General features: G+C 71.4%; 13 protein-coding genes. 4 read left to right on the forward strand and 9 right to left on the reverse strand.

Features of this window, described 5'->3' with window-relative positions; all coding sequences use genetic code 11:
- Window positions 1–7: 7 nt before the first annotated feature.
- Window positions 8–982 carry a LysR family transcriptional regulator gene (locus OHT51_RS29455; RefSeq protein WP_443052595.1) on the reverse strand — a complete coding sequence of 325 codons (975 nt, stop codon included), beginning with the start codon at window positions 980–982 and terminating at the stop codon, window positions 8–10.
- Window positions 983–1,031: 49 nt separating this feature from the next.
- Between OHT51_RS29455 and OHT51_RS29460 the strand changes: the two genes are divergently transcribed.
- Window positions 1,032–1,433 carry a RidA family protein gene (locus OHT51_RS29460; RefSeq protein WP_328881937.1) on the forward strand — a complete coding sequence of 134 codons (402 nt, stop codon included), beginning with the start codon at window positions 1,032–1,034 and terminating at the stop codon, window positions 1,431–1,433.
- Here the strand turns inward: OHT51_RS29460 and OHT51_RS29465 are convergent.
- Window positions 1,405–1,986, reverse strand: a complete 582-nt coding sequence (locus tag OHT51_RS29465) for a TetR/AcrR family transcriptional regulator (protein WP_328884478.1) — start codon at window positions 1,984–1,986, stop codon at window positions 1,405–1,407. The two genes, OHT51_RS29460 and OHT51_RS29465, sit on opposite strands and share 29 nt — an antisense overlap.
- A gap of 102 nt (window positions 1,987–2,088) precedes the next feature.
- On the opposite strand from OHT51_RS29465, the gene OHT51_RS29470 reads away from it, so the two are divergent.
- On the forward strand, window positions 2,089–4,527 hold the full coding sequence (locus OHT51_RS29470; protein ID WP_328881938.1) for a beta-glucosidase family protein: 2,439 nt from the start codon (window positions 2,089–2,091) through the stop codon (window positions 4,525–4,527).
- 90 nt (window positions 4,528–4,617) lie between these two features.
- On the opposite strand, the gene OHT51_RS29475 is transcribed toward OHT51_RS29470, so the two are convergent.
- Together OHT51_RS29475 and OHT51_RS29480 are read right to left on the reverse strand one after the other, a co-directional pair.
- Window positions 4,618–5,595 (reverse strand): aldose epimerase family protein, encoded by a 978-nt coding sequence (locus OHT51_RS29475; protein ID WP_328881939.1) that lies wholly within the window; start codon window positions 5,593–5,595, stop codon window positions 4,618–4,620.
- Window positions 5,596–5,605: 10 nt separating this feature from the next.
- Window positions 5,606–6,490 carry an SGNH/GDSL hydrolase family protein gene (locus tag OHT51_RS29480; RefSeq protein WP_328881940.1) on the reverse strand — a complete coding sequence of 295 codons (885 nt, stop codon included), beginning with the start codon at window positions 6,488–6,490 and terminating at the stop codon, window positions 5,606–5,608.
- Window positions 6,491–6,745: 255 nt separating this feature from the next.
- Here OHT51_RS29480 and OHT51_RS29485 point away from each other — a divergent pair, with 255 nt between their 5' ends.
- On the forward strand, window positions 6,746–7,240 hold the full coding sequence (locus OHT51_RS29485) for a DUF3145 domain-containing protein (protein WP_328881941.1): 495 nt from the start codon (window positions 6,746–6,748) through the stop codon (window positions 7,238–7,240).
- A 100-nt stretch (window positions 7,241–7,340) separates the two neighbouring features.
- Here OHT51_RS29485 and fabF read toward each other — a convergent pair whose 3' ends face one another.
- From fabF to OHT51_RS29510, 5 genes are all read right to left on the reverse strand, one after another.
- Window positions 7,341–8,612 carry a beta-ketoacyl-ACP synthase II gene (gene fabF / locus OHT51_RS29490; protein ID WP_328881942.1) on the reverse strand — a complete coding sequence of 424 codons (1,272 nt, stop codon included), beginning with the start codon at window positions 8,610–8,612 and terminating at the stop codon, window positions 7,341–7,343.
- An 86-nt stretch (window positions 8,613–8,698) separates the two neighbouring features.
- On the reverse strand, window positions 8,699–8,947 hold the full coding sequence (locus OHT51_RS29495; protein ID WP_004001566.1) for an acyl carrier protein: 249 nt from the start codon (window positions 8,945–8,947) through the stop codon (window positions 8,699–8,701).
- Window positions 8,948–9,059: 112 nt separating this feature from the next.
- Window positions 9,060–10,091: a ketoacyl-ACP synthase III gene (locus OHT51_RS29500; RefSeq protein ID WP_328881943.1), complete on the reverse strand. Its 1,032-nt coding sequence runs from the start codon at window positions 10,089–10,091 to the stop codon at window positions 9,060–9,062.
- A 15-nt stretch (window positions 10,092–10,106) separates the two neighbouring features.
- Entirely contained in the window at window positions 10,107–11,036 is a 930-nt protein-coding gene (locus OHT51_RS29505; RefSeq protein ID WP_328881944.1) for an ACP S-malonyltransferase, read from the reverse strand.
- 89 nt (window positions 11,037–11,125) lie between these two features.
- Window positions 11,126–12,331: a PucR family transcriptional regulator gene (locus tag OHT51_RS29510; protein WP_328881945.1), complete on the reverse strand. Its 1,206-nt coding sequence runs from the start codon at window positions 12,329–12,331 to the stop codon at window positions 11,126–11,128.
- A gap of 199 nt (window positions 12,332–12,530) precedes the next feature.
- On the opposite strand from OHT51_RS29510, the gene OHT51_RS29515 reads away from it, so the two are divergent.
- On the forward strand, window positions 12,531–13,193 hold the full coding sequence (locus OHT51_RS29515; RefSeq protein ID WP_328884479.1) for a pirin family protein: 663 nt from the start codon (window positions 12,531–12,533) through the stop codon (window positions 13,191–13,193).
- Window positions 13,194–13,243: the final 50 nt, after the last annotated feature.

The raw sequence follows: 13,243 nt of genomic DNA on the forward strand, positions 1-13,243 counted from the left end.
GTGTGGACTACGCCGTGGCGCGCGCCGGCACCCCCACCGACACCGCCGCCTCCCGCAGCGCCCCCACGAACGCCTCCGCAGCCGGCACCGGCGACCGCCCTCGCACCGTCGCCGCGTACACCGCACGCGCCGGCCCGCCCTCGTCGAGCACCGGTACCAGCCGGACGTCCGGGCGCACGGACGCCGCGGCCAGCGCCGGGACCAGCGCCACTCCGAGGCCGGCGGCGACGTACCCCTGCTTGGCGGTCCACTCGCCGACGACGTGCGCGACATGTGGCTGAAAGCCCTGCCGCAGGGCCACGTCGAGGAGGGTGCCCTCGGGGCGGGAGCTGCCGGAGATCCATTCGGCGTCGGCGAGCCGGCCGAGCCGGACGGGTTCGCTGCCGGCCAGCGGATGACCGGCGGGGACGGCGACGTACAGGGACTCGTCGAGGAGGTGGTGGAGTTCGTACGCCTCCAGCGGGGCGCGGCCCGTGGTCGAGACGACCGCGAGGTCGAGGTGGCCCGCGGTGAGCCGGTCCAGGAGGGCCGGGGTGAAGCCCTCCTCGCGGGTGACCCGAACGCGGGGGTGCGCGGCGCGGAAGGCGGCCAGCGCCTGCGGCACCAGCCCCGCGTCGGCCGTGGCGAAGGCACCGAACCGCAGCCGTCCGCCCGCCACTTCACGCAGCGCGGCCAGCTCCCGCACGGCCCCGTGCAACGACTCCGTGATCGCCTCGGCATACGGCACGAGAACCCGCCCGGCCTCGGTGAGCCGCACGCCCCGCGGAAGCCGGTCGAAGAGCGGGGCCCCGCCCAGGGCCCCTTCCAGCGTGGAGATCTGGCGGGACACCGCCGACTGCGTCCACCCGAGGGTCCGGGCGGCGCCGGTGAAGGAACCGAGCCGGGCGACCTCCAGGAACGCCCTCAGCCACACACTGGAGACCTCGGGGAACTCAAGCTGAGTCTCCTGCTGGTGCTCATGCTGTTTCGGCATGGCAGCCATGCTGGACATTCGCTTGTCGCATCACAAGCCCGCACCTAGCGTCGACGGCATGCAGATCACCGTCGACAACCCGCCCTCCGCACCCCAGCCCCTGAGCCCGTACTACTCCCAGGTCGCCCGCGTCGAACACGCCGACGGCAGCGCGCTGTTGTTCCTCTCCGGGCAGATCGCCGAGGGCGCCACGGTCGCCGAGCAGACCCGCGGCATCTTCGAGACCATCGCCGCCCTGCTCGAGGCCCATGGCGCCACGCTGGCGGACGTCATCAACATCCGCACCTGTCTCACCGACATCGGCACCCTGGACGAATACGGCACCGTACGGCGGCAGTTCCTCGCCGGCACCCCGCCCACCAGCATGACCTTCGAGGTGCCGAGGCTGTTCAGGCCTCAGGCCCGCGTGGAGGTCGAGGTCGTCGCCGCCCTCAGTCCGCGTCCTCGCCCAGCAGGCTGAGGAAGTCGCGGAACGCGCCCGGCATGTCCACCGACTCCGGGTCCAGGAGCCACTGGTACTGCAACCCGTCCATGACGGCGACCAGCAGGGGCGCCGTACGCTCCGGTGTCAGCCCGTTCGGCAGCCGGTCGCCGTACTCGACGCGCAGGACCTCCGCCATGCTCGCCCGCACGCGCGTGTAGCGCTCGGAGAAGTACTCGCGCGCGGGATGCCCGTCGGTCACGCTCTCGCCGAGCAGCGCCGAGAAGGTCTGGATGATGCCGGGCCGCATCGCGTTGTACTCGACGAGCGAGGCGAGCAGGTCGACGCGCCACCGCGTGTCGGGTACGGCGTCCCACTGGTCCCGCTCCTGGAGCACCGCGACGAGCAGCGCGTCCTTGGTCGGGAAGTAGTGCAGCAGCCCCTGCTGGGTGAGCCCGACCCGCTCGGCCACCGCGGCGAGGCTCGCCCCCCGGTAACCGCGCTCGGCGATCACCTCCAGGGCCGCCCGGACGATTTCGGCGCGGCGCTCCTCGCTTCTGACCCTGGCGTTCATGGCGTCACCGTACGGCATCGTCGTACCCATAATATAACAGCAAGATAACGAAACCTACCGGTCTACAGGTAGCCGATGCAGGATGGAGGCACAGTCCGGACTCAACGAGGAGGAACCGCGATGGCGGGAACCCGTACGCAGGCCGACGAAGCACGCGAGGCGGCCGTCGAGGCCGCCCTCGCCGCGCTCGACCTCGACGCGAAGGCGCGGCTGCTCTCCGGCCAGGACACCTGGACCCTGCCCGCGCTGCCCGAGATCGGCCTGAAGTCCCTCGTCATGTCCGACGGCCCGATCGGTGTGCGGGGCGTGCACTGGACCGCCGACGACCCGTCCGTCGCGCTGCCCTCGCCCACCGCCCTCGCCGCCACCTGGGACCCGGACCTCGCCCGCCGCGCCGGCACCCTCCTCGCCCAGGAGGCCCGCCGCAAGGGCGTCCACGTGCTGCTCGCCCCCACCGTCAACCTCCACCGCTCCCCGCTCGGCGGCCGCCACTTCGAGGCGTACAGCGAGGACCCGTACCTGACGGGGACCATCGGCGCGGGCTATGTGAACGGCGTCCAGTCCGGCGGCGTCGGCACCACCGTGAAGCACTTCGTCGCCAACGACGCCGAGACCGAGCGCTTCACCGTCAACAACCTCGTCTCCGAACGCGCCCTGCGCGAGCTGTATCTGGCGCCCTTCGAGATCATCGTCGAAAACGCCCACCCCTGGGGCATCATGACCGCCTACAACACGGTCAACGGCACGACGATGAGCGAGCACCAGTACCTCGTGAACGAAGTCCTGCGCGGGGAATGGGGCTTCGACGGCTACAACGTCTCCGACTGGATGGCCGCCCGGTCCACCGTCGGCGCCATCGAGGGCGGCCTCGACGTCGCCATGCCCGGCCCGCAGACCGTGTACGGCGAGCCCCTCGCCCAGGCCGTACGGGACGGGAAGGTGACCGAGGCCAAGGTCGACGACGCCGTGCGCAACGTCCTGCGGCTCGCCGCCCGTGTCGGCATCCTCGACGGTGCCGAGCCCGTCGTCACCCAGTACCCCGAGAGCGTCGACGGCCCCGGACTCGCCCGCGAGATCGCCCGCCGCTCCTTCGTCCTGGTCCGCAACCAGGGCGACGCCCTCCCGCTGCGGCCGAACGCCACCGTCGCGCTGATCGGCGCCGCAGCCCGGGACGCCCGGGTCCTGGGCGGCGGCTCCGCCACCGTCTTCCCCGACCGGATCGTCTCCCCGCTCGACGGCCTCACCGCCGCCCTCCCCGAGGGCACCCTCGCCTACGCCGTCGGCGCCGACCCGAACACCGAACTCGGCATCGCCGACAAGGGCTTCGAACTGCGGGCCGTGTGCCGGGACGCCGACGGGAACGTCATCGGCACCGGCTCCGCCCCCAACGGCCACATCCAGTGGATGGGCGGCGACCTCCCCGAGGGCGTGACCCACGAGACCCTGCGCACCGTCGAGCTGACCGGCACCTTCACCCCGCGCGACACCGGCCCGCACACCTTCGGCATCAAGGGCATCGGCGCGTTCAAGCTCACGATCGACGGCACGACGTACTACGACGACGTCGAGCGCCCCGCCAAGGCGGACCCCTTCGCCGCCTTCTTCGGCGCTCCCGTCCCCCGCGCCCAGCCCGAACTCACCGCCGGCGCACCGGTCGAGGTCTCCCTCACCCACGTCGTCGAGTTCCCCGAGGGCGCCCCGCTGAGGGTCGTCGGCTTCACCCTCGCGCACCAGGAGCCGCAGCGCGACCCCGACGAGCTGATCGCCGAAGCCGTCGAGGCCGCCCGCACCGCCGACACGGCCGTCGTCGTGGTCGCCACCACCGACCGCGTCGAGTCCGAGGGCTTCGACCGCACGGACCTCACCCTGCCCGGCCACCAGGACGACCTGGTCCGCGCCGTCGCCGCCGCCAACCCCAACACCGTCGTGGTCGTCAACTCCGGCTCCCCGGTGGAACTGCCGTGGCGCGAGGACGTCGCCGCGGTGCTGCTCGGCTGGTTCCCCGGCCAGGAGGCCGGCGCGGCACTCGCGGACGTCCTCACCGGCGCCCACGAGCCCGGCGGCCGGCTGCCCACCACCTGGGGCTCCCTGACCGACGCCCCGGTCACCCAGGTAGTGCCCTCGGCCGGCGAACTCCCGTACGACGAGGGCGTCTTCATCGGCTACCGCGCCTGGGAGAAGGAGGGCCGGGTCCCGTCGTACCCCTTCGGGCACGGCCTCGGCTACACCGAGTGGACCTACGAGTCCGTCAAGGTCGAGGGGACCACGGTCACGGTCCGCCTCCGCAACTCCGGCGAGCGTGCGGGGCGCGAGGTCGTGCAGGTCTACCTGGCGCCGGCCGAGCCCGGCACCGACCGCCCGGCGCGCGGACTGGCCGGATTCGCGGGCGTGGCGGCGGGGCCCGGCGAGACGGCCGAGGCCGTCATCGAACTTCCGCGCCGCGCTTTCGAGATGTGGGACGAGCAGACCAATTCGTGGACGTTTGTGAAGGGTTCGTACGAGATCCAGGTGGGCCGCTCGATCGCCGACCGTCGGGTGACGGCGACGATTAACGTCTGACGCGGGAGAAGTGCCCCAGGAACAGCCCCGGTCCGGTCCTGACGCCCGGGCCGGGGCTCGTCCCCGGGCAGGCCGCGGCTTGCGCTCCCGCTAACGGACGGAGAAGCCGTACACCGTCTCCGACCGGAACACCTCGCCCGGCCGCAGCACCGTGCTCGGGAACTCCGGCCGGTTCGGGGAGTCGGGGAAGTGCTGGGTCTCCAGCGCGATGCCGTCGCCCGGGGCGAAGGGCTCGGTCAGATGCTCGGCGGTGTACAGCTGGAGCCCGGGCTCGGTGGTCGCCACCCTCAGCGCCCGCCCGGTCGACGGGTCGTACAGCTCGGCGACCTCCTCCGCAGCTCCCGTCACCCCCTTGTCCAGCACGAAGTTGTGGTCGTACCCGGCGCCGACCTTCCTGGTCCGGCGGAAGTCGAAGCGGGTGCCGGCGACCTCGTCCAGGTCGCCGGTCGGGATCAGGTCCGCGTCGACCGGGGTGTACCGGGAGGCGGCCAGCCGCAGTTCATGGCCGCTCGCGCTGCCCGAACCCGCTCCGGCGAGGTTGAAGTAGCTGTGGTTGGTCAGGTTCACCACGGTCGGCGCGTCCGTCACCGCCTCGTACGCGATCCGCAGCGCCCCGTCGGACGACAGGGAGTAGGTCGCCGAGACCTCCAGCTGCCCCGGGAAGCCCTCCTCGCCATGCCTGCTGACCCGGCTCAGGCGCACACCGTGCTCGACCGGCGTCATCTCCCACACCCGCTTGTCGAAGCCGCGTGCGCCGCCGTGCAGGGAGTTGGGCGGGTCGTTGGGGTCGAGCGCGTACGTCAGGCCGTCCAGCGGGAAGCGGCCGTGCGCGATCCGGTTGGCGTACCGCCCGATCAGGGCGCCGAGATAGGGCCCCGGGTGCGACACATAGCCCTCCAGGCCGGCGAACCCCAGCACCACGCTCGCGGCGTGCCCCTCCCGGTCCGGCACCTCCAGCGACTGCACGATCCCGCCGTACGACAGCACCCGTACCCGCAGGCCCGCGCGCTCCAGCGTCCAGCGGTGGACCGGGGTGCCGTCGGAAAGTGTGCCGAAGTGTTCGCTCATGAGCGGAACACTAGTTCGTGACGGTCCGGTAGGCGATCTCGGCAAGCCGTGCCTGGCCGTTGACACTCGGATGGAACCAGTCCCACTGGCTCAGCTGCTTGCCGCCGAAGCGGAACTCGTACACCGCGCCGTCGTCGAACCGGCAGCGGCGGTCCTTCGCACAGACCTGCTCCAGCACGTCGTTGTACGCCTCGACCCGCTCCTGCACCGTCTCGCGCCGCTGGTTCGCCGCCGCGGTCAGGGAGTCGGCGTCGCCCAGCATCGACGGGCAGATGCCGAGCTTCCAGACCTGCTTGCCCATCGGGCTCGTACGGCCCTGCTCCCACAGCCGCATCAGATTCGGCACGCTTGCGACGTAGACCTGGGCCTTCGGCAGCGCTTCGCGCAGCGTGCCCATCGCGTCCTCGAACTGCGTCCGGAAGTCGGCCACCGAGGTCATCGCGGCGGTCGTGTCCCGGCAGGCGTCGTTCGCCCCCGCCATCACCGCCACCAACTCCGGCCGGCGTGTCACCGCCTGCGCCATCTGCCCGGGCACGTCGGCCATCCGCGCCCCGGTCACCGCGTAGTTCCAGCTCCGCTCCGCCGCCTTCGCCCTGCCCAGCAGCCTGACGGCGAGACTGTCGACGCGGGGACTGCTGCCGGTCGCCCAGGAGACCTCGGGGCAGTCCGACAGGACCGAACAGGCGTCGAAACCGGTCGTGATGGAGTCGCCCACGGCCGCGACCGAGGCAGGGCTGCGGTCCCAGGTCGGAGTCGGCTTCGGCCGCGCACTCGGCGCGTCGCTGCCGGACGGCTCCGGGGAGTTGCCGCCGATGGCGTCACAACCGGCCACGCCCAGCACGGCCGTGGTCACGGCGGCGAGGACAGCGCGCGAGAGGTGCCGCCGCTTCCGCATACCCGGTCCATCCCCTCACTCGGCCCTGTCATGGTTCACAACCAATAACAACGCACGAGGGTTCCCGGCCGTCTCATGCAACGGCTCACACCCGTACAAGCGTCCTGCCGGGTGAATGACGGGCGTTTCCCGGCACCTGGACCGACGGTACGTCACACTCCTTGCGCCGCCGCACGGTAGCCTCGCCATCAACGTGGCTGCCCGGCCACTATCGTCCGCCAGTTCGCAAGATGTCCGCTCTGCCCGGAGGTCCCGGTGACGACACGTGGAGTTCTGTACGTGCACTCCGCGCCGCGCGCGCTGTGCCCGCATGTCGAGTGGGCCGTCGCCGGGGTGCTCGGCACGCGCGTCAACCTCGACTGGATCCGGCAGCCGGCCGCGCCCGGCACCTGGCGCTCGGAGTTCTCCTGGCAGGCCGAGGCGGGTACCGCCTCCAAGCTGGCCTCCGCCCTGCGCGGCTGGCACCTCCTGCGCTTCGAGGTCACGGCCGAGCCCTGCCCCACCGCCGAGGGCGAGCGCTACAGCTGCACCCCCGACCTGGGCATCTTCCACGCCGTCACCGGCATCCACGGCGACATCCTCATCCCGGAGGACCGCCTGCGCGCCGCCCTGACCCGCTCCCAGCACGGCGAGACGGACCTGGAGGCAGAGATCGCCAAGCTCCTGGGCAAGCCGTGGGACGACGAGTTGGAGCCGTTCCGGTACGCGGGTGAGGGAGCGCCGGTGCGCTGGTTGCACCAGGTGGTCTGACACTTGCTGACACTTGGACACATGAAGGGGCCCCACCTCGAAAGGTGGGGCCCCTTCACGTACGTATGGACGACCTACGTATGGATGCTATGGATGCCGCTCAGACGGTCCTGAACGCCAGCACCACGTTGTGGCCGCCGAAGCCGAACGAGTCGTTCAGCGCGGCGATCCGGCCCTCGACGGGCAGCTTGCGCGCCTCACCGCGGACGACGTCGGCGTTCGCCTCGGCCTCCGGGTCGAGGTTCTCGACGTTGATGGTCGGCGGAGCGACCCGGTGGTACAGCGCGAGCACCGTCGCCACCGTCTCGACGCCACCGGCGCCACCGAGCAGATGCCCGGTCATCGACTTCGTCGCGGACACCGCCATGTGGTCGGCGTCGTCGCCGAACACCTTCCGCAGCGCCTTGAGCTCAGCGATGTCACCGGCCGGCGTCGACGTCGCGTGCGCGTTGACGTGCACGATCTCCGCCGGGTCCAGGTCGTTGCGGTCCAGCAGGTTCTGCAGCGCGTGCGAGATGCCGCGGCCCTCGGGCTCCGGCTGCACGATGTCGTGCGCGTCGGCGGAGATGCCCTGCCCGACCGCCTCGGCGTACACGCGGGCACCGCGCTTGGCCGCGTGCTCGGCGGACTCCAGGACGATCACGCCGGCGCCCTCACCGAGGACGAAGCCGTCGCGGGCGACGTCGTAGGGACGCGACGCACCCTGCGGGTTCTCGTTGTTCTTGGACATCGCCATCATGTTGCCGAACGCGGCGATCGGCAGCGGGTGGATCGCCGCCTCCGTGCCACCCGCGACGACGACGTCGGCGCGGCCGGAGCGGATCATCTCGATGGCGTAGCCGATGGCCTCGGCGCCCGACGCGCAGGCGGAGACCGGCGTGTGCACACCCGCGCGGGCGCCCACCAGCAGACCCACATTCGCGGACGGGCTGTTCGGCATCAGCATGGGGACGGTGTGCGGGGAGACGCGGCGGACGCCCTTCTCCTTGAGCACGTCGTACTGGTCGAGCAGGGTCGTCACGCCGCCGATGCCGGAGGCGATGACAGCACCGAGGCGGTCCGGGTCGACAGTGGTGTCCTCCCCGGCCTTCGCCGCGAAGCCGGCGTCCTTCCAGGCCTCCTGCGCGGCGATCAGCGCGAACTGCGCCGAGCGGTCCAGTCGGCGGGCCTGCGGCCGCGGGATGACCTCGGTCGGCTCCACCGCGACCGGCGCGGCGATACGGACCGCCTGGTCGGCGGCCCAGTCCTGCTCCAGGGGCTTGACACCGGAACGTCCGGCGATCAGGCCCTCCCAGGTAGAGGTTGCGTCGCCACCCAGCGGTGTGGTTGCGCCGATACCGGTGACGACCACGGTGCGATTGGTCGAGCTCACGGGAATTCTTTCTCCAACGGATACGAGGATTCAGCGGCGCCACCGCCGGGTGGCGGGGCAGTCAGCCCTGGGGCCTGATCAGGGGATCAGCCCTGGTGCTTGAGGATGTAGTCGGTCGCGTCGCCCACGGTCTTGAGGTTCTTGACGTCCTCGTCCGGGATCTTCACGTCGAAGCGCTCTTCGGCGGCGACGACGACCTCGACCATGGACAGCGAGTCGACGTCCAGGTCGTCGGTGAAGGACTTGTCCAGCTGGACGTCCTCAACCGGGATGCCGGCGATCTCGTTCACGATGTCGGCGAGACCGGCGACGATCTCTTCCTGAGTGGCGGCCATCTTGGCGCTCCTTCGTTGTTGTTCAGGTTCTTCAGAGGGTTTGGCGCGCCCACCGCAGCAGCGGCAGGTGGTGCGTTTCCCGTGCCGGCTCGCATGATCCGGCACGGAGTGCCTAGGGGAGAGTAACGACCGTGGCGGCGTAAACGAGACCCGCCCCGAATCCGATGACTAGTGCGGTGTCGCCGCTCTTCGCCTCACCGGTCGCCAGGAGCCGCTCCATCGCGAGCGGAATCGAGGCGGCCGAGGTGTTGCCGGTGGTGCGTACGTCGCGGGCGACCGTGACGTGCTCCGGCAGCTTCAGTGTCTTCACCATCGAGTCGATGATCCGCTCGTTGGCCTGGTGCGGAATGAAGACGTCCAGGTCGTCCGAGGTGATTCCGGCCGCGTCCAGCGCCTGCTGGGCCACCTTCGCCATCTCGAACACGGCCCAGCGGAACACCGCCTGGCCCTCCTGCGTGATCGCGGGGAACTTGACGTTGCCCTCGCTGTCCAGCGGAAGCTTGGAGACATCGCCGATCCGGAACTGGTCCCACGGCACCGTCTGCTTGATCGTCTCGGACTTGTCGCCCTCCGAGCCCCACACGGTCGGGCCGATGTGCGGCTCCTGGGAGGGACCGACCACGACCGCCCCGGCGCCGTCGCCGAACAGGAAGGCCGTCGCACGGTCCTCCAGGTCGGTGAGGTCGGACAGTCGCTCCACGCCGATGACGAGGACGTACTCGGCGGAACCCTCGACGATCATGCCCTTGGCGAGGGTCAGGCCGTAGCCGAAGCCCGCGCAGCCGGCCGAGATGTCGAAGGCGGCGGCCTTGTTCGTGCCGAGCTTGTCGGCGATCTCGGTCGCGACGGCCGGGGTCTGCCGGAAGTTCGACACGGTCGAGACGATCACGCCGCCGATCTGCTCGGCGGCGATCCCCGCGTCGGCGATCGCCTTGCCGGACGCCTCGATCGACATCGCGGCGACGGTCTCCTCGTCGTTCGCCCAGTGCCGCGTCTCGATGCCGGAGCGCGAACGGATCCACTCGTCGGACGAGTCGATCTTCTCCAGGATCACCTCGTTGGGCACGACCCGGGTCGGACGGTAGCCGCCGACGCCGAGGATGCGCGCGTACGGGGCGCCCTTGCTGGGCTTCAGCTTCGCCATGCTCAGGGCTCCTTGTCAGGCGTGCTCTGCGATGAGCTCGCGAGCAGCGTCCAGGTCGTCGGGGGTCTTGAGGGCCAGGGTCTTCACACCCGGCAGCGCGCGCTTGGCCAGACCGGTCAGCGTGCCACCCGGGCACACCTCGATCAGGGCCGTGACGCCGAGCTCCTTGAAGGTCTCCATGCACAGGTCCCAGCGGACCGGGTTGGCGACCTGCCCGACGAGACGCTCCAGCACCTCGGTGCCGGTGGCGACCGCCTTGCCGTCCTTGTTGGAGACGTAGGTGAGCCGCGGGTCGCCGGGCACGAGCTCCTTGGCGGCCTCGGCGAGCTTCTCGACGGCGGGGCCCATGTGGTGCGTGTGGAAGGCACCGGCCACCTTCAGCGGCACGACCTTGCGCACGCCCTCGGGCTTGTCCTCGTTCAGCGCGGCGAGCTGCTCCATGGTGCCCGCGGCCACGATCTGCCCGGCGCCGTTGATGTTCGCCGGGGTCAGGCCCAGCTTCTCCAGGTGCGCGACGCTGACCTCGGGGTCGCCGCCGAGCAGCGCCGACATGCCGGTCTCGGTGATCGCGGCGGCCTCGGCCATGGCCAGGCCACGGGCGCGGACGAGCCGGACGGTCTCCTCGTCGGGGAGCACTCCGGCCAGGGCGGCGGCGGTCAGCTCGCCGACGCTGTGCCCGGCGATCGCGCCGACCTTCCGGGGCAGCTCGGCGGGGTCGTCGAAGAGCATGTACGCGGAGGCCAGCCCGGCAGCCACCAGCAGCGGCTGGGCGACCGAGGTGTCGCGGATCTCCTCCGCGTCGCCCTCGGTGCCGTAGCGGACGAGGTCGAGCTGCACGGCGTCGGACCATGCCTCGAGGGCACCGCGGACACCGGGGAGTTCGAGCCAGGGGGTCAGGAAGCCGGGCGTCTGGGCGCCCTGGCCGGGAGCGACGAGTACGAGCACTCTCACACTCTCTCTTGGGGACGGGCACGGCCGCCCGTGAGGACAAGGACGAAGAACACGGGGGCGTTTTGTGGGCCCCCGACAAAAGCCTAGAGCTGGAGATCGCCGTCGACCAGACGCCCCAGGATCAGCGCGATCCGCAAAGTGAACGCGGAGCGTACATCGGACGGCGACCAGCCGGTGACGTCAGTCACACGTCGAAGCCGGTAGCGCACGGTGTTGGGATGCACGAACAGCATCCGCGCGGCGCCCTCCAGACTGCTCGCCTGTTCGAGATAGACGGAAAGCGTCTCCAGAAGCGCCGACCCGGCCTCCTCCAGCGGTCTGTAGATCTCCTCCACCAACTGCTCGCGCGCACTGGGATCGCCCGCCATGGCACGCTCCGGAAGCAGATCGTCCGCAAGGACCGGCCGCGGGGCGTCCTGCCAGGCGGTACAAGCCTTCAGCCCGGCCGCCGCGGCCTGCGCGGACCGCGTGGCGGCCAGCAGATCGGGTACGACGGGCCCCGCGACGACGGGACCTGCGGCATACGGCCCGATCAGCGACTTGGCGACCGCCAGCGGGCTGTCGCTGCCGCCCGCGATGACGACCAGCCGGTCCCCGAGCACCCCGGTCAGCACCTGGAGCTTCGCGTGCCGGGCGGCCCGCCGGATGGCCTCGACCGTCAGCTCGCTGTCCCCGTCGGGCGCCGTCCCGAGCACCACGCACACATGCTCGGGCGAGTTCCACCCGAGCGCGGCGGCCCGTGACACGGCCCCTTCGTCGGCCTCGCCGCTGAGCACGGCGTTCACGACGAGCGACTCCAGGCGCGCGTCCCAGGCACCGCGCGCCTCGGCGGCCTGGGCGTAGACCTGGGCGGTGGCGAAGGCGATCTCCCGGGCGTAGACGAGCAGGGCCTCCCGCAGCACGCTCTCGTCGCCGGGAGCGGCGACCTCGTCGATGGCCGACTCCATGACCTCGATGGTCGTGCGCACCATCTCGACGGTCTGGCGCAGCGTGATCGCGCGGGTCAGCTCGCGCGGGGCGGTCCCGAAGACGTCGGTGGAGATCGCCTGGGGCGCGTCGGGATGCCGGAACCACTCGGTGAAGGCGGCGATACCGGCCTGGGCCACGAGGCCGATCCAGGAACGGTTCTCCGGGGGCATGGCCCGGTACCACGGCAGCGTCTCGTCCATCCGCGTGATGGCCTGCGCGGCGAGCGATCCGGAGGACTTCTCGAGCCGCTTCAGGGTCGCTGCGTGCTGGTGGACGTCGCGCGCGGCGGGTTCGGACTTACGGGATACGGGTTCGGGCACGGGGACAAGACTGCCTTATCCGGACGCGAGTGCGTGCCAGAGGGGGGTTGTGCTTGAGGGCTCGGTCGCCTCCGGGGCGCCTCAGCCGGTGTCGGGACGGCGATCGTGCTTCACCCGTCGGGCCTCCGCGTCGGCACAGTGAGCCGTGGTGGGCACTTACCCGTGCCGGCCGCCCGGCAGGGCTACCGTGGTGCCCGTGATGGACGTACGGCGCGCCGCGGAGCGCTATCCCGGAGGGGATCCGGCAGCGGGCATCGAGTCACGCCACGCCTTTTCCTTCGGCCCGCACTACGACCCCGACAACCTCCGCTTCGGCGCGCTGATCGCCTGCAACGAGGAGCGGCTCGCCCCCGGCGCCGGCTTCGACGAGCACCCCCACAGCCACACCGAGATCGTGACCTGGGTTGTCGAGGGCGAACTGACCCACCGCGACTCCACGGGCCACGAGACCCGGGTCGGCCCCGGCGACGTCCAGCGGCTGAGCTCGGCGGGCGGCGTACGGCACGTCGAACGCAACGACGCGGGCACGCCCCTCACCTTCATCCAGACCTGGCTGGCCCCGCTGACGCCGGGCGGCGACCCGTCGTACGAGATCGTCCACGGCATCGCGGACTCGACGCCGTACGCCGTCCCGGAGGCGGGCGCGATGCTCCATGTGCGGCGGCTGGGGGCGGGGGAGCGGACGGCGGTGCCGGACGGGGCGTTCCTGTACGTGCACGTCGTGCGCGGCGACGTGCGCCTGGACGGCGAGGAGCTGGGCGCCGGCGACGCGGGGCGCATCACGGACGCCAAGGACGTGGAGGCCGTCGCGGTGACCGCGGCGGAGCTGCTGGTGTGGGAGATGGCCCCAATGGCCCAGTAGGTGCCGGGCCGGGGATGCCGGAGTGATCCCAGGGACTTCAAATGAAGGGG

This window comes from Streptomyces sp. NBC_00299 (assembly GCF_036173045.1).
Taxonomy (GTDB): Bacteria; Actinomycetota; Actinomycetes; order Streptomycetales; family Streptomycetaceae; genus Streptomyces; species Streptomyces machairae.